We start from the raw sequence: 16161 nt of genomic DNA on the forward strand, positions 1-16161 counted from the left end.
AGCGGCTTGTGGCCAGAAATACAAGCTACAGTGCGTTATTCTGGATATGGTTTTTGCGGTTGAGTTCAGCAAATTTCTTTAGCGTGATAGTTTTTTATGGCTAACGGGAGGTACTAAATACCAGCTCATTAATACCAGACAGGCGAAGCCGCTATAAAGCGCGATAAATACCCAGTCTGGCGCAGTGTAGTACAGTAAATATTGTAGCCAGTGCTGAACAAAGGAGCCGGCATAAGTAGCTGCGCCGGCTTTTTCCCTTAATGCCATCTCCCAGACCGTAAGCGGACAGATAACGCCCAACCAGGATTGCAGCACCACAATAGCAATTGCCAGCAGATGCAGCAGCCGGAAGGTTTTATTGCCAACCCAGTGCCACGTTAGAAAATGACCAAGATAAATAGCCAGCAGGCCGCCAACCACAAACAGTACGACTAAAAAGTGAATAATCAGAATGGCATCGGCCAGCAGTAACAAAGTTGATGGCTCAGACATAGCGATTTACCTGCTGTTTGGTGCGGCGGCCGCATAGATCCAGCAGTCAGCACCCGATTTTAAGCAGGCGCTGACTCGGATATAAGCATCGACTTCATAGTCATCGGCTTGCAGCAGTTCGGCGTCGGTCAGCTCAAAAACAGTGCCAGCCACTTCATCACTTATATTGCCGGTAAAGCGTAATATCGGATGAATGGCTTTACCACTTTCCCGCAGTACCCGCGGCTCAGTAATTGCTATTTCACCGACAACATAGCCCGGCAGAATGTCCTGGTAGCCGGTTAGTTCACGGCCAAAATTAGCCAGCTGGACGTTTTTTTGCTGCAAGGTGCCGTAGGAAAATAGTTTTGGCATGGCGTCCTCTGTTACCTGGGGCAGGGTATGCGGCCCCTTAGCTTAACCCAGCCAGGGCTGGCTGGCTTTGCGGCTTTGCTCAAAATCGGTAATTTGTGAGTTCAGCTGCTCGCTGTTGCCGATAAAATCCAGCCCGGCTAACAGCCGTTGTTTAATATCGGCGTCGATTTTAAAGCCCAGTGCAGCATTATTGCCGAACATGATTTCCTGACTGGCTAAATCTATTTGCCAATTCTGAGGCCCCTGCTGGCAACGGCTAAACAATAAGTCGATATTGGTTTTGCTTAACTGAATTAATAACATGCCATTATTGACGCTGTTATTAAAGAAAATATCGGCAAAACTTTCGGCGATAATAACGTTAAAACCATACTGCTGAATGGCCCAGGGCGCGTGTTCGCGACTGGATCCACAGCCAAAGTTAGCTCGGGTCAGTAAAATACTGGCGCCGGCGTATGCCGGTTCATTGATCACGAAATCCGGATTCGGGCTGCCATCGGCCAGATAACGCCAGTCAAAAAACATTGCTTCGGCAAAGCCGTCGCGGCTGACACTGGTTAAAAATTGCTTCGGAATAATCTGATCAGTATCCACGTTGTTTTTATCTAACGGGCAAACCAAACCCTGTGCAAATATCTTACTCATGCCCAATCTCCTTTTTCATTGGCAGCCGCGGCAATATTCACAAACTTGCCGGCTATTGCTGCTGCCGCCGCCATCGCCGGGCTGACCAGATGGGTGCGGGCGCCACGGCCCTGACGGCCCTCAAAGTTACGGTTGCTGGTACTGGCGCAGCGCTCACCGGCCGCTACTCTGTCATCGTTCATGCCCAGGCACATGCTGCAGCCTGGCTCGCGCCATTCAAAACCGGCGCCTTTAAAAATATCGGCTAAACCTTCTTGTTCAGCCTGGCGTTTAACAATGCCCGAACCCGGTACCACTAAGGCCCGCACGCCTGCGGCAACCTGCTTGCCCTGTACCACGCTGGCGGCAGCGCGCAAGTCTTCAATCCGGCTATTGGTGCAGCTGCCAATAAATACCACATCGACTTTGCAGTCGGTCAGTTTTTGGCCCGGTTCAAGCCCCATGTAGGCCAGCGCGCGCTCGGCGGCATCACGCTTGGTGGCATCGCTGAAGCTGGCAGGTGAGGGTACGCTTTGATCAACCGCAATAACCTGCTCCGGGTTAGTGCCCCAGGTGATTTGCGGCGTAATGGCGTTGGCATCTATGGTTACCGTGTGGTCAAACACCGCGTCAGCGTCAGAATACAGGCTTTGCCAATAGTCTACTGCTGCGTCCCAGTGCTCTGCTTGCGGCGCATGGGCTTTGCCTTTTAAATAGGCAAAAGTGGTTGCATCGGGTGCTATCAGCCCGGCTTTGGCGCCCATTTCAATGCTCATATTGCATAAGGTCATCCGTCCTTCCATGCTCATCGCCGCAATGGTGCTACCACAGAATTCAGCGACATAGCCATTGCCGCCGGCGGTGCCTAATTTTGCAATTACCGCCATAATCACATCTTTTGGCGTAACGTGGCTGCTTAGCTCGCCATTTATCTCTACTTTTAAGGTTTTTGCCTGCTGCTGGGGCAGGGTTTGGGTGGCCAGTACATGTTCTACCTCAGAGGTGCCAATCCCAAAAGCCAACGCACCAAAAGCACCGTGAGTTGAGGTGTGTGAGTCGCCACAGACGATAATCATCCCGGGCTGGGTTAAACCCTGCTCCGGGCCAATGACATGGACGATGCCCTGATCAGGGTGGGTTAAATCCAGTAATGGTATGTTGTTTTCGTCACAGTTAGCCGCTAGCGCTTCCAGCTGTTTGCGTGAGGTTTCACCGGCAGCGTCCATGCTGCGCCGTTGGGTTGAAACATTATGGTCCATGGTGGCAAAGGTTAAATCGGGCCGGCGTACAGTGCGATTGGCCAGTTTTAAACCGGAAAATGCCTGCGGCGAGGTTACCTCATGAATTAAATGGCGGTCGACAAATAATAAGTCTGTACTGGGGTTTAACTTACCCACCACATGGCTGGCGTAGATTTTTTGATAAAGTGTTTTTGCGGAAAAAGTTTGGGCCATTAGTGTGCTCCCTTCTGGCTGTGCGTAAACGTTTGCAAGGTGGCAACAATAGCGGCGCCAACAGCAGCCGTGCCATAAGTGGATTTCGGGTTAATATCACGGGTAACGATATGCTGCGTTAAACAATGCTGCACAGCCTGCTCAATCGCCCGGGCGGCGTCTTCTTCGCCAAAGCTGTAGCGCAGCATTAAGGCGGCACTTAAAATCTGGGCAATGGGGTTGGCAATGCCTTTGCCTGCGATATCGGGCGCACTGCCACCGGCGGGCTCATATAAACCAAAGCCGCTGCCATTTAAACTGGCCGATGGCAGCAAACCTAAACTGCCGGCAATGGCGGCAATTTCGTCCGATAAAATATCGCCAAACAGGTTGTCGCACAAAAGCACATCAAACTGCTGCGGGCTGCGAATAAGCTGCATCGCAGCATTATCAATGTACATATGCTCCAGGGTTACACCGGGGTAATCCTGCGCTACCCGCTCGACCGTTTCGCGCCATAAAATACTGGTTTGCAGCACATTGGCTTTATCTATTGAGGTCACTTTATTGCTGCGCTTTTGCGCGGCTGCAAATGCGACATGGGCAATCCGCTCAATTTCCGCGACGCTATAGCGCTGGGTATCAAAGGCATCAGTATCGCTGCGGCCTTTTTCACCAAAATAAATGCCGCCGGTCAGCTCGCGCACACACAACACATCCATACCCAGGCTGCTGACCCGCGGGTGCAGTGGCGATAAATCGGCAAAGGCCGGATAAATCTGGCCCGGGCGCAGGTTACAGAATAAATCGAAGGTTTTGCGAAGGGGCAATAACGAGCCACGCTCCGGTTGCTGGTCCGGCGCTAAGCCCGTCCATTTTGGTCCACCGACCGAGCCAAATAAAATGGCATCGCTTTGCTGACATATTGACAGGGTTTGTGGCGGTAATGGCTCGCCAGTGGCGTCGATTGCCGCACCGCCAATTAAAGCGGGGGTTAAGCTGATGCCAAACTGAAATTTATCGGCCACGACCTGTAATACCCGCTCTGCCTCAGCCATCACCTCCGGGCCAATGCCGTCACCGGCCAGCACGGCAATTTTGTAGTGCTTACTCATTGTTGTTCACCTGCTGCTATTTTTACTGTGTTCTGTTCGCGGCCATGGGTCTGGCGGGCGTGCTTGTGGGCATCAATGGTCTGAGCACGCTGGATCATATTCAGCACATGAACATAAGCCAGCACCGAGCTGCGCACGATGTCGGTTGCCAAACCAGCACCATGAAAGCGCCGGCCCTCATGCTCGGCAATAATATCGACCTGGCCCAGTGCATCTTCGCCGCTGCCTTTGGCCTGTAAGTTAAAATCGACCATCTTGATCTGCAGCTTGCTGATCCGGGCAATGGCGCTGAATGCCGCTTCAACCGGACCGTTGCCGGTAGCCGCCTCGGTAAATACCTGATCGCCACAGCGTAAACCAACAGTGGCGCTGGCAATATGGCCGGTATGGGTAGACGAGCTTAAAAACTCCAGCGCGAAATAATCGTTTTGCTCCTGCATGTTTTCAAAAAACACCAGCGCCTCTAAGTCGTAATCAAACACCCGGCCTTTTTGGTCGGCCAGGGCAACGAAGCTTTTGTAAACGGCTTCTAAGTCGTAATCATCATGGGTGTAGCCCAGCTCGGCTAAGCGATGCTGAATAACATGCCGGCCCGAGCGCGAGGTTAAGTTCAGCTCGTTCTGGCGAATACCCACCTGCTCGGGTGCCATAATCTCGTAAGTATTCTGGGCTTTTAGTACGCCATCCTGATGAATGCCGGAGCTGTGGGCAAAAGCGTTTTCGCCAACAATAGCCTTATTGGGCTGGATTGGCATATTGCAGATTTGGCTGACTAAGTGAGAGCTGCGGTAAATTTCGGTGGTTTTAATATCTGTGTACAACGGCGCTAATACATCTTTGCGGGTGTTGATAATCATCGCCACTTCTTCCAGCGAACAGTTACCCGCGCGCTCGCCAATGCCATTTACCGTACATTCAATCTGGCGGGCCCCGGCCTGAACAGCACTGATACTATTGGCCACTGCCAGGCCTAAATCGTTATGGCAATGCACGCTCAAGCGGGCCTTATCGATATTCGGCACTTTGTTACGCAAGGTGCTGATAATGGCAGCGAACTCATTCGGAATGGTATAGCCGACGGTATCAGGAATATTAATGGTGGTGGCGCCGGCATTAATCGCCCGCTCAACTATCCAGCATAAATCATCAATCGGGGTGCGGCCGGCATCTTCACAGGAGAATTCGATATCGTCGGTATAGCGGCTGGCCAGTTTAATCGCAGCCACCGCTTGCTCGCTGGCCTGAGCTAAGGTTTTACGCAGTTTGTATTGCAAGTGCAGCGGCGAGGTGGCAATAAAGGTATGAATACGGCGCTGTTCGGCGTCTTTTAATGCTGCACCGCAGGCCTCAATATCGGCACTAACTGCCCGGGCCAGACCACAAATGATCGGGCCTTTTACTTCGCGGGCAATCCGCTGCACTGAGTCAAAGTCGCCCGGGCTGGACACCGGGAAGCCTACTTCCATCACATCCACTTTCAAGCGGGCTATAGCGTGGGCCAGTTGAATTTTCTGCTTCTGGCTTAAGCTGGCGCGCAATGCCTGCTCGCCGTCACGTAAGGTGGTATCAAAGATCCAGATTTTATTATCGCCGCTCATCTTGTGTTTCCTGTTCCGTTAATCGGTGTCGGTGGCAACTTGTGGCGGGGGCTTAAATGCAAAAAACCCCGGCCAGTGGCACGGGGTTTTTCGTTATCGGTTCGTTACGTTTCTACCAATAAACCATACCCCGCGCGCCGGTGAGGAGCACGAGGAGGCTGATAATAGAAACGTTACGCTGTAAATTCATTGGTTGCTCTTTTGGGTTTCTTTCTAGCAAGACGCCAATAGTAATAACATGGTTATTTTTTAACTGCAACAGTATAGACGTCTATACTGGAAAAATTGTTGGCCAGGGCAGTGTAAGTGAAATACTTAAAAAGTTGCTGCATGGCGGGCGAAGCGCTAGGCTTAAGTACATAATAGTGTTCTAACTCATTAAAATAAAAGCAAACCAAGGAAGCTGACTATGCGATACCCTCTGTTTAAACCCTTATTACTGACTGCCAGCCTGGCGCTGGTTACAGCCTGTGGCAAAGCGCCAGATCCGCGGGTCGCCGCTACGGTGGATGCTGACAATATCGCCCGCCAGTATATGCAGTTGGTGCTGGCGCTGGGTGAGCACGACAGCAATTATGTCGATGCCTATTATGGCCCGCAGCAGCTGCGCGACGAGGCGGTAGCTCGCGGTTTGAGTGCAGCGGAAATTGCGGCAGAAGCAAAAACCTTGCTTGAAAAAATTGATACCCAGCCCACCGCAGATAATGATATGTACAAATTGCGGCTGCATTACCTGGATAAGCAGCTGCAAGCACTGGCATTTCATGCCGACAGTTTAAGTAACGGTAAAAAAGCCAATTTTGAAGCCCAGGCTCAGGCGCTATATGACACCACGCCGCCTAATTACAGTCTGACAGATTTTGACGAAGTTCTGGCTGGCATTGATGAACTGGTGCCGGGTGAGGGCAGTTTGTCTGAAAGGGTGTTCGCCTACCGCAAGAACTTTGTGATACCGGCCGACAAACTGGACGAGGTGTTTCAGCGGGCGATTAGTGAATGCCGGCAGCGCACTCAGGCTTATATCAGCTTGCCTGACGGTGAAGATTTCAGCCTGGAATATGTGCAGGATAAGCCCTGGAGTGGCTACAACTGGTACAAAGGTAAATCGTACAGCTTAATTCAGATTAACAGCGAGCGGCCGATTGATATCTCCCGCGCTGTCGATTTGGGCTGCCACGAAGGCTACCCGGGTCACCACACTTACAATGCGCTGCTGGAGCATAAGCTGGTGGATGAATTAGGCTGGCAGGAATTCAGCGTTTATCCTTTGTACAGCCCGCAATCGTTAATTGCCGAAGGCACTGCCAATTACGGAATTGAACTGGCCTTTCCAGGCGAGCAGAAGCTGGAATTTGAACGTGACGTCCTGTACCCGCTGGCCGGACTGGACCCGGATACTGCGGCTGAATATGCTTCATTCTTAAAATTAATGGCGCGCCTCAGCTATGCCGGAAACGAAATTGCCCGCCAGTATTTAAATGGCGATATCGACGGCGAACAGGCGGTGGCGCTGTTACAGCAATACAGCCTGAACAGTGAAGCTGAAGCCCGGCAGCGGCTGCGCTTTTTCGACAGCTACGGCGCCTATGTTATTAACTACAACTGGGGTAAAGAGCTGGTAAAACAATATATTGAGCAAACCGATGATCAGGACGAGCGCTGGGCCCGCTTTATCAAGCTGTTGTCATCACCACGGGTACCATCGTCAATCGAGTGGTAAATAAAGTACTTGCATAAGCAGGCGGCGTTCATTATTATGCGCGCCGTTCTGCCAGTACTTTTCAGTACAACGCAACTCTGCCCGGGTGGTGAAATCGGTAGACACAAGGGATTTAAAATCCCTCGCTCGAAAGGGCGTGCCGGTTCAAGTCCGGCCCCGGGCACCATAACTCCATGTTTTATAAAGTTTTTTTCCGCTTAACCTCGATGTGTTTTCGATAGTCATACAAAGCTGATGTGTAGCTTATGTGTAGCCGACTTTGCCTTTGCTAATTACTTAATTGCTGCCAAATGCTGTTAACGTCGCCTAAACGGGCTCAGAAACATTTGCAGCATCAGGTAATGGTCTACTTACAGATTAGTCCTGAACCCGTTCCATAGGCTGCACAGTGACTGTGGCATAGCCAAGTTCTATACAGTTATAGTGAAATGCAGTCCAAAATCGGACTTTTACTGGATATAAGGTTAGCGGGTAAGTCTATTCAGGACTTATGCAGTGACTGAATAACCGCTCTATGCAATCCCCGGTCGCTATCCGGTCCAAATGCTGCTGCAGTGTCAAGTTTTTGCACAGTTTCACCGGCACGCATTACCAGTGTTATTTGGTTGTCTGCAGCAACACCCACGCGCATTAGCCTGGCATTCAAAGCAAACCGCTCTGGTCCTTCTCCGGTCTAAGGTTAGTAAGTTACTATCATCGCTACTTAGCTCCGCAGAAGTACGCGAGCATGCAAATTAGTATGATTTTACCTCCTCGCCTAACCAGCGATCCAGCTAAGGGTGCTGCTGTCTATTGAGCCGTGGAGACTATACAGTAGCTAGTTGTAAATTTGCCGAACCGATTAGCATTATTGGCATTAAATATTTGCGGCAAAACCGTCGCTTGATGACGACGATTCCTGCCAACTGCGTGATAAGCCGCTGGATTTGGATAAATTGAGAGTTACTGCCCGTCGGCAAAATGAGTCGCTCAGTTTTTAAATGTAATTCTTTTAACTGTTAAATTAAAAAGACTCATAAATAACAATTCGTATATTAGCAACGGAAGATTCTAGATTTCCGTCATAACATCTAGCACTAAAGTTATCTACCGCAACAAAAGATATAGGGTAATTCACAGTAAATGAAGCGCCTGAAGAAACACTCCTATCAAATGAACCATTTTTGTAAATATTTACAGATAATGTATCTCCTGCATTATCATCTGCACATGTTGGTGCTGTTAAATTAATATTTGCAGGTGCATATGCTGTATTATATTGAGATTCGCTCCCGTCAAAACTTCCAACATCAGCAATAGTAGGCGCTGTATTTGCCGGCGCTGAAACCGTATAGTTAATGGAAACGTCAATATTAGTTCGCTCATCACTTGCAGTGATGCCATGGCTATAAGTGCCTGCTGTGCGACCCGCAAGATTAATGGTTAAATTGGACAAGCTAACACTGTCATCTTCAGCATCGTTGCAACTGATGTCGTTGCTGCTGATGGTGTAATTGGCATCGCCTTCTGTAAACGTTAATGCGGGGCCGGTGTAAGCGCAGACTGGTGGCGTGTTAGGGTGTATGGTAACAGAGGTGCTTGCCAGTACTTTGTTATCCTCCTGACGAACAAAATCTACACTTAGTGTTCGGTTTTCACCAACAGCAAGCGCAAGCGGCATAATAGCCGGACTGTCATCCAACTTGGCATCCACCTGAACTGTGCCAACCACGGCTTGCCCTAACTGATTAACTAACGTAACGCTTGCGGCCACTGTTTGCCCGTCTCGCAGTAAGCCATTGAAACGCTCTGCAGCACCGAAGCTGATGTCGCCGGATAGCACTTCATCGACCACCTTAATAGTGAATTGTGCTTGAGCAAAATAGTCAGCCGGGACAGCGGTAAGGTTTTCTGCTGTTTTGTCCAGTGTTTCGCGCGAACTGACAGTATAGTTTGCGGCTCCTTGCGTGGGCAGCGAAAGGGTATCGTCGGTAGCTTGTTCGGTGTTATCAAGCCATAAGCTGGGTAGGGTTTGTACCGACTCGCCAGCAATGGTGGCGGTGATGTCGGCACGCTCAAGGCGTATTTGATTGTCTGCGACGTGTTGGCCAAACAGTGCGGGGTACAATTGGTCTGGATACGCCAGTACCAGGGTTTGCTCGCTGCCATCGAAGCTGTTGGTTGCCTGGGTGTCAAACTCTACACCTGTCACAGCCTGCTCGAAGTTATTTGAGGCGGCATTGTCAGCCATATCTTTTGCCTGCACAGTCACAACAATGCGCTGTGCGTCATTGGCTATAGCGGCGGTATCAATCACATACTGTCCATCCGTTTTTTGCAGCGGCTGGAAGCTGTTGCCGCCATCAAGCGAGATGGACAGGGTCTCTTCGCTGATAGCTTCGTTGTAACTTGGTGTAAACACTCCGACAGCAGAAACCAACGGCAGTTTCTGTCCCGCATTGTTGGTATACACTGCTTGCTCTGGGAATATGAATTCTCCCGCAATTTCTGGCGGCTCAGCATCAGAGTTTTCAATGACAAATTCGATAGCAATAGTGCCATTGAGCGTATTGTCCCCGCCAGTGTCATGCGTTGCCGAGCAGGCAGTCAAGGTTACCGTGTCGTCTGTGCCGATCTGATCAGCGAAGTGCGTGTCAATAAAGGCCTGGTTAACCATCCACTGTTCTCGCTGCCCACCTAGATTGTCGGCAAGCTCACTGTTCGTGCTGCTTAGCGCATAGGTGGCGTCGTTGTATGCGCACTCAACACTGACTGCACCTACCGTGGTAAAGCCTGAACCGCTACTTTCTATACTGCTGCTACTGGTAGCCGTATCGAAACGCACCCTGACCATCTGCACTGTCATCGCCTCAGCGTTGTATTGGGTATTATCCATCGTAAGATTAGCTGAGCCATAACGTGCACTGGCTGCTGCGCTGGGTGCAGGCGTGACCTCTACCGGCTGGAATACGCCACTGTTTAACAGGCTTGATAATGCTGTAACTTTGTCGCTCAGGGTTCTCGCAGTAACTTCCCCCACATGAAACACAGCGTTCGCCGTTCCAAGCGGTCCATCTGCTTCGTATACCTCTTCACCCTCATCAGCAAGCGATACACCAATAATGCCCTTCCCCCGACTGAGCGGAGCAACCCCGATGTAGCTATCGAGTGCACTTGACAACAAATTGGCGCTGGAGGTGAATTGGTCGAGCACCTGGCTGTCGTTTAGTAAGGATTCAAAAGTAATGTCCCGTGTAGTCGTTGTCTTGCCATCGCCCACCTGCACGCGAAAGCCAAACATATCGGCGACACTCACCTCTATCGCAGCGCCACTGCCGCTTAATGGCTGCCAGGCACCAGCGATATCTTGGTACGCATAATTGTAATTCAAACTGTCATTGTCAGCGTCTGTTGCCTGCACACTGAGTGTAACTACGTCGTCGTTTGTTGCCGAGGTTACCGCTGAGCCCGACTTCAATACCTGAAACTGAGAAATAGCAGGCGCTGTATTTACTGGTGCAGGAGGTGTTTCATCGCCAGAACTACCGCTGCAGGCCTGTAAGATTAAAAATGCCAATGGAGAAAGTTTAAAAGCAATTGATTTGGCAGACATAAGCATCATCCTTAAGCTTTGGCGATAACAATCTTTTGTTTCTATGTTGTTGTTAAATTAATCGACTTTAGATAATATTGGCAAGCTAAAAATTGGACATTTTTTTGCATTATTGAGACACAAACTCAATTTTTATCAGTGTTATGTTAAGTAACATTGCGTGGTTAGTGATTTCTAAAAGTCAGATAAAGCGGCATGTGGTCACTTAACGCTAGCCACTTGTCATGTTGGCCAATATCTAGTTGGCAGTTGTCTATCAGGTCTGTTGATGCAAAAACATAGTCGATGTGGTAAGGCTTGTTCAGATTGCGGTGCAGGTAAAAAGTCGGTGTCGATTCTTGCCCTTGCATCTCTGCCTTTTGATGGTGATAAACACTCTGCAAACCAATGTGGTCAAGCTCCTGTACTACCCCGGTGTGACTCCACCAGCGGTCAGCTTTATCCCAGATAACGTTACTATTTAGGTCGCCTAACACGATTGTCTTCGGCCCGGCCAGCTCATTACGGTGTATTTGCAGGTACTTCCATAATTGACCAATGTAACCAAATGCCTCTTCATCACTACCCTTAGTCCATACCGCCAATATGGTTAAAGTGTTGTTGATGCTAAAGGGTAAAAACAGTTTCAGCTGATCAGTAGTCCAGGTCGCACTGGCATGATGTTCAGATATACCGGGTATGGAATAACTACCCAGCCAGGGTAACGCAGTGACTGAGTTGCCATTCTTGGCAAATACGCCAATGCCCTTATTTTTGTTATCGCCTACCCAGAGATAATCACCTGCCCAGCTTAGATACTGCCCCTTGTAATTAGCAGGATCTTCACATTCTTGAATAACCAGAATGTCAGCGTCGAGCGCATCAACATCAGCCAACTTCTTGCGCAGAGCCCCGTTACAGTTCCAGGTTACAATTTTCATGATGTCAGTATCATTAGTGTCGGTTGGATTTGGGTTTTCTGATACAAGGGATGTGCAGGCTCGCCTGATTTGTTTAGCTTTAAGCAATACAGGTTAGGTATAAGGTTCCTAACATGATCTGAGCGGCCCATAAACCGCCCTGTATTGCCCCAGGCCGCAATTACCAACCCCGAACTTTGTGAAAGCTCAAGTAGCCGGCGGTCGTTATCAGCGCCAACAGGATCTGAGGCTAACATCATCACTTTTGGATCAGTCGCCCGGAAAGCGAATAAATTTGCCATGCAGACACCACCATAGCCCCAGGATTGCGCATAACGGATACAACGCGTTAGTGTTGGGTCATCTGCGCTTTCATCGGTAGCGCTTCATCCCATACTCGCCATAAAGCGAATCTGTATTTTCTACAATCTGAAAAAACGGCATCGCTTCTGAGCATGTTCACTAATATTACCTAGTCGTTCGCAATTGAATGATGTACTTCAGGGACAAAACCGTTGCTGTACATTTTCACTATTGATGCGGGTGTCAGCACTTTTACATCACCAATTGCCGAAACGGTAATATCTGATTTTTTATAGCCCTCTGGTGACCATAAGTACAAGGAGTTATCCCACAACAGGTAAGGCTTTTCATTGAACTCAACAAAAGCACCACTTGGCAGATCTGATAGCTGCGCAGTGCAGGTTACCTTTTGGGCACCTTTAGTTACCCGCTCTTTATGCAGAACATCATCTATCTGCTGCACGGATAATTTGCTATCAGGCGCTTCGGCGTTTGCTAAAATCCAAGCCGCTTTAAATTCGTTATATCGTACCTTACGGCAATGTGCGCATGGACGATGACCCGCTGAAAATGCTGTTGCTTCATCTAGAAAGAACAGTTCTGAGTAACGGTTCGGGCCAAATATTTCGCGCTTAATACCTTTGAACGACAAGACACAGGTAACCCAAGCTTTATGCTTGTATTGCGATACAATTTGTTTGTCATCGTTGTGTAGAATACCCCGGTTGCCCAGAAAGCTTCCGCGTGACTTATCTGCGATTAAGCGGCCATAAGGGTCAACTCGGTTTTGTAATGGCATTGCTACTCCTTTTCACTTTCATGCCGATTTGGGTATTGGGCTTGTCTGGCGAAACGTTTTGTTTATCATCGTTGTGCTAATTAATAGCTGCGTCTCTTAAAAAATCGATAAAGTATTGCTTACCCGTTTTGCCACCATATTTTTTTGATGATCTGTTCCACCAGGGCATACCTGCATGAGGAACTCTTGCGCATTTTATTCCTGTTTCTTTCAGTAAGTTGATTAAACCTGACTTGGTGGCACTGCGCCAGGCTAAAGTGCTTGAAAAGACGACTAAACCCGGATTTAAGATTGATATTACCTTTGTCACAACACTGGCACTCGTCCGTGCGTCCGCTTCTGATACGTTTATCGATTTTCCGGTTTTTTCCGCTGGCCTTTGAAAATAATTTAGATAACAGATTTCAGCAAAAGGCTCATCGACTGCAAATCCTGTAACTGCCGATTCAATTAGTGCTTTAGAAATATTTTTGTAAATCAGTTTGGACTTTTCTTTCCATCCGTTATTAAGGCCATTCTGAATTATGTTTGCTGTGTGCATCCAGTGACGATCGGTGCACTGAGAAATATCGACTCCCTCATACCAGCGCACTGGGTCATGGTGATAATTGCTGCCCTCGTCTAGATAGTGGCTTTCACCCAGCACCAGCAGCTTATTTTGCGCATTTTCATAACCAGGCCCCACCCACGGCAGCAGATTTGGGTATTTTTTATAATGCTCAATTGCCGCCAACTCTTGTAAATAGGTATCCATATTAATTCCTGATATTAGATTTAAATATTTATTGGTATAACGCTAACGATGCTATTAACGATTTTTTTACCCTACTTCTGAGGTGCTCTGGCGAGACACAAATTACATCAGCGCCATACCTGAGTATCCAGGCTACCAGGTCATAGGTTGGCACTGAATTAAAACGAACTGTTGCCCAGCCATCGTTTATGTTGTCCAGCAGCTGGTCTTCAGCAAGTTTGTTGTGAGTAAGGGTGTCTAATGCGAAGTCTTTTACTTTCAGCTCAATAGTTTCGAACTGATTTTCATTTTTCAGAATCCAGCCTGACGGGTTTTTTGCGTAGTATTGTTGCAGGGTAAATGATCGTGGTTTCTCAATGCCGCTATAGAGGCTATACGCATTTTTAATCCGATGAAAAAGAAACAACAACGGTGTTTCCGAGGCGGTAACTTGGGTTGCGACAAGATAGTGGCTTTGACCCCTGATAATAATTCCAAGAGGGTTGAGCTTATAACTAACCGCGTTTTCTTTTCCTCTTGCCTGATAACTTATTTCTATTTGGTGCTCGCGCAGCACACCGTCATAAATAACTTCTCGCAGCTCTTCGGAAAAAATATTGTTGCAATTAATTAAAGGGTAGCCGTCTGAGATCACCTGCAATTTGGCATCCCACTGATTAAATGAATTTTCAGCACTAAGAATGCTTTTTGCTTTAACCAGTCGCTCTTCAAGTCGCCGGGCATATTCTGCAGGCATGGTTTGTACTAAAAGCTTTTCGGATAGCAGTAACATAAAGGCCTCTGAAGGTTGCATTGCCTCTCTGTTGTTTGCTGTTATTTTGTACCAGGTGTTGCCCTCTGCTGATGTATTAGCACATAAGCCACCAAGCTGTTCCAATTTAAGCAAATCGCGTTCTACAGTGCGCTTACTTACCCGAAAGCCCTCGTCAACCAAGTGTTGATGCAGCGCAACTGTGCTAATCGGGGTGGCTGGATAAACTGGTATTTTTCTCAGCATTTCTAAATGACGTAAAGTGGTGCTGGTCGACATAACTACCCCTGGGTTTTGTAGTACTTCAACGCGATTTCAAACTCAGTATTTAAAGACTTTGTAATGGCTGTCTTTTCTCCAAATCACGGGGCAAGTAGTCAGCTTAAAATAGTTGATGAGTTGAGCTTTGTACTTTTCGGTAAATAAGGAACCGTCCATGTAAACTGTTGCCTTTTTTGTCTGATTAGAATAAATAACTCTGCCTCTTGGCAGCTGCTGATATTCTGTCGAAACGAGTTCTTTAAAGTCTGGTAGATATATAGATCTAACTTCCCACTCAGTTATATGCTCGAAAGGACTATCAACCATTCCTATCTCGTCAGGTTTTAATTCATTGACGGCGATCTTTCTGGCGATAAGCTCATTTTTATAAAACCAAAATATACCAATGTAAATAACGAACTCCTTAACTTTATGATTTATTGAAATATATACCACTGGTTTACTTGCGCGACAGCAATAATAGCAGCCCAATAAATTCGACAAACAGCGATATGATACCTGAACCATGAGTTCAGAATTCCGCAATACAATCAAGACTAGCGCTAGGTGCGACAAATAGTGTCGTTAAAAAATTATTTTGTGCGACGCTCCCTGTCGCTAGCCTGATTAGTATCCAGTTATTGCTGTACACAAGGTAAAAAAAATGGATCTGTCAGATAATTTTGAACAAAGTCGAATTAAACAGTTATTAGAGCAGTTTGAATTAAATGGGCAAGTGGCTTTTCGTATTGTGTTTGGCACGTTAGGCGAAGAGGCGTCGATGGACTACAGCAGCTGGTCAATATCTGATAGTGACTATACCCGTTGCAAAGACTCGGGCTTTCATTACCTAATGCTGCATCTTTTGGATATATTAATAGAATACCGAAGTCAGTGTGATTCATCGAAAGATTATCACGCAGTGATTAATGTGGAGTTTTCTGAAATTTCTATTGATTGGGTCGACAAGAAAACGGCAGATAAAGTCATATCGGACTTTAAGAATAACACAGAGGTTAATAATTTGTAGTTCGTTGGTGTTTAATGGCTTACTGAAGTTACTAAGACTTCATCCATGGGTGGACACCGAAAGGATACTTATTAAATACTATCAATTACCCTAAGTTAACGAAAATCTTTTGTCACTACAACTGAAACGTCAGCTTATGAGCCTACCGTAAACTTACCGCCTCCAAACATATATTAATTACCTGAATTAATTAATGATGGAGGACGCATGTTAAAACGGTTCCGATTTACCAATACCGTCATAGCAGCACTGCCTGCCAACCCCACCAGCTCACGTTCAACTGAGTCTGAATACTCCGATACTGAAATATCTGGCCTGAATGTCTGGTAAAAGTGGTTCTAAGCGATTCTTGCTGCGTTACATACTGCATGGACGGCCCCGGGCACCATTTAGTTTATTCCTCCAGTTTCCTACGTTTGAGTTATCTGGCAGCTAT

15 protein-coding genes, 1 tRNA gene and 1 pseudogene are annotated in these 16161 nt (G+C 47.8%); 4 read left to right on the forward strand and 13 right to left on the reverse strand.

Annotation, left to right across the window (positions count from 1 at the left end; translation table 11 throughout):
* Positions 1-78: 78 nt before the first annotated feature.
* Genes CRO03_RS06380 through leuA form a run of 6 tightly spaced genes read right to left on the reverse strand, consistent with a single transcriptional unit; the run spans position 79 to position 5616 of the window.
* On the reverse strand, positions 79-492 hold the full coding sequence (locus CRO03_RS06380; protein WP_097110778.1) for a DUF2784 domain-containing protein: 414 nt from the start codon (positions 490-492) through the stop codon (positions 79-81).
* Positions 493-498: 6 nt separating this feature from the next.
* The gene (locus tag CRO03_RS06385) at positions 499-846 is read right to left on the reverse strand and encodes a gamma-glutamylcyclotransferase family protein (RefSeq protein WP_097110779.1); all 348 of its coding nucleotides are present in this window, start codon (positions 844-846) and stop codon (positions 499-501) included.
* 42 nt (positions 847-888) lie between these two features.
* Entirely contained in the window at positions 889-1491 is a 603-nt protein-coding gene (gene leuD / locus CRO03_RS06390; protein WP_097110780.1) for a 3-isopropylmalate dehydratase small subunit, read from the reverse strand.
* Positions 1488-2924: a 3-isopropylmalate dehydratase large subunit gene (gene leuC, locus CRO03_RS06395; protein WP_097110781.1), complete on the reverse strand. Its 1437-nt coding sequence runs from the start codon at positions 2922-2924 to the stop codon at positions 1488-1490. The genes leuD and leuC overlap by 4 nt, the downstream gene beginning before the upstream one ends.
* The gene (gene leuB / locus CRO03_RS06400) at positions 2924-4018 is read right to left on the reverse strand and encodes a 3-isopropylmalate dehydrogenase (protein ID WP_097110782.1); all 1095 of its coding nucleotides are present in this window, start codon (positions 4016-4018) and stop codon (positions 2924-2926) included. Before leuB ends, leuC begins: the two co-directional genes overlap by 1 nt.
* Positions 4015-5616, reverse strand: coding sequence for a 2-isopropylmalate synthase (gene leuA, locus CRO03_RS06405; RefSeq protein ID WP_097110783.1), 1602 nt, complete (start codon positions 5614-5616; stop codon positions 4015-4017). Before leuA ends, leuB begins: the two co-directional genes overlap by 4 nt.
* A gap of 409 nt (positions 5617-6025) precedes the next feature.
* On the opposite strand from leuA, the gene CRO03_RS06410 reads away from it, so the two are divergent.
* Together CRO03_RS06410 and CRO03_RS06415 are read left to right on the forward strand one after the other, a co-directional pair.
* Positions 6026-7336 (forward strand): hypothetical protein, encoded by a 1311-nt coding sequence (locus CRO03_RS06410; protein WP_097110784.1) that lies wholly within the window; start codon positions 6026-6028, stop codon positions 7334-7336.
* A gap of 79 nt (positions 7337-7415) precedes the next feature.
* Positions 7416-7502, forward strand: a tRNA-Leu gene (locus CRO03_RS06415).
* Positions 7503-8339: 837 nt separating this feature from the next.
* On the opposite strand, the gene CRO03_RS06420 is transcribed toward CRO03_RS06415, so the two are convergent.
* The 7 genes and pseudogenes from CRO03_RS06420 to CRO03_RS06450 all read right to left on the reverse strand — a co-directional run bounded on the left by CRO03_RS06420 (position 8340) and on the right by CRO03_RS06450 (position 15151).
* The gene (locus CRO03_RS06420; RefSeq protein ID WP_097110785.1) at positions 8340-10928 is read right to left on the reverse strand and encodes a hypothetical protein; all 2589 of its coding nucleotides are present in this window, start codon (positions 10926-10928) and stop codon (positions 8340-8342) included.
* 164 nt (positions 10929-11092) lie between these two features.
* A complete protein-coding gene (locus CRO03_RS06425; protein ID WP_097110786.1) occupies positions 11093-11848 on the reverse strand; it encodes an endonuclease/exonuclease/phosphatase family protein in 756 nt (251 codons plus the stop codon).
* A pseudogene (locus CRO03_RS18670) lies at positions 11845-12201 on the reverse strand (DUF1643 domain-containing protein); the annotation flags it as partial. The pseudogene CRO03_RS18670 and the gene CRO03_RS06425, both read right to left, overlap by 4 nt.
* A gap of 98 nt (positions 12202-12299) precedes the next feature.
* Complete coding sequence (locus tag CRO03_RS06435) at positions 12300-12929, reverse strand: hypothetical protein (protein WP_097110787.1); 630 nt, start codon at positions 12927-12929, stop codon at positions 12300-12302.
* Positions 12930-13005: 76 nt separating this feature from the next.
* A complete protein-coding gene (locus CRO03_RS06440; RefSeq protein ID WP_097110788.1) occupies positions 13006-13683 on the reverse strand; it encodes a hypothetical protein in 678 nt (225 codons plus the stop codon).
* Between the two features lie 28 nt (positions 13684-13711).
* Positions 13712-14560, reverse strand: coding sequence for a helix-turn-helix transcriptional regulator (locus CRO03_RS06445; RefSeq protein ID WP_170948956.1), 849 nt, complete (start codon positions 14558-14560; stop codon positions 13712-13714).
* Between the two features lie 195 nt (positions 14561-14755).
* Positions 14756-15151 carry a hypothetical protein gene (locus CRO03_RS06450; RefSeq protein WP_097110790.1) on the reverse strand — a complete coding sequence of 132 codons (396 nt, stop codon included), beginning with the start codon at positions 15149-15151 and terminating at the stop codon, positions 14756-14758.
* A 208-nt stretch (positions 15152-15359) separates the two neighbouring features.
* On the opposite strand from CRO03_RS06450, the gene CRO03_RS06455 reads away from it, so the two are divergent.
* Both CRO03_RS06455 and CRO03_RS18605 read left to right on the forward strand, forming a co-directional pair.
* Entirely contained in the window at positions 15360-15725 is a 366-nt protein-coding gene (locus CRO03_RS06455; protein WP_097110791.1) for a hypothetical protein, read from the forward strand.
* A 207-nt stretch (positions 15726-15932) separates the two neighbouring features.
* Positions 15933-16055: a hypothetical protein gene (locus CRO03_RS18605; protein ID WP_281256374.1), complete on the forward strand. Its 123-nt coding sequence runs from the start codon at positions 15933-15935 to the stop codon at positions 16053-16055.
* Positions 16056-16161: the final 106 nt, after the last annotated feature.

This window comes from Arsukibacterium tuosuense, from assembly GCF_900215315.1.
Classification (GTDB): Bacteria; Pseudomonadota; Gammaproteobacteria; order Enterobacterales; family Alteromonadaceae; genus Alishewanella; species Alishewanella tuosuense.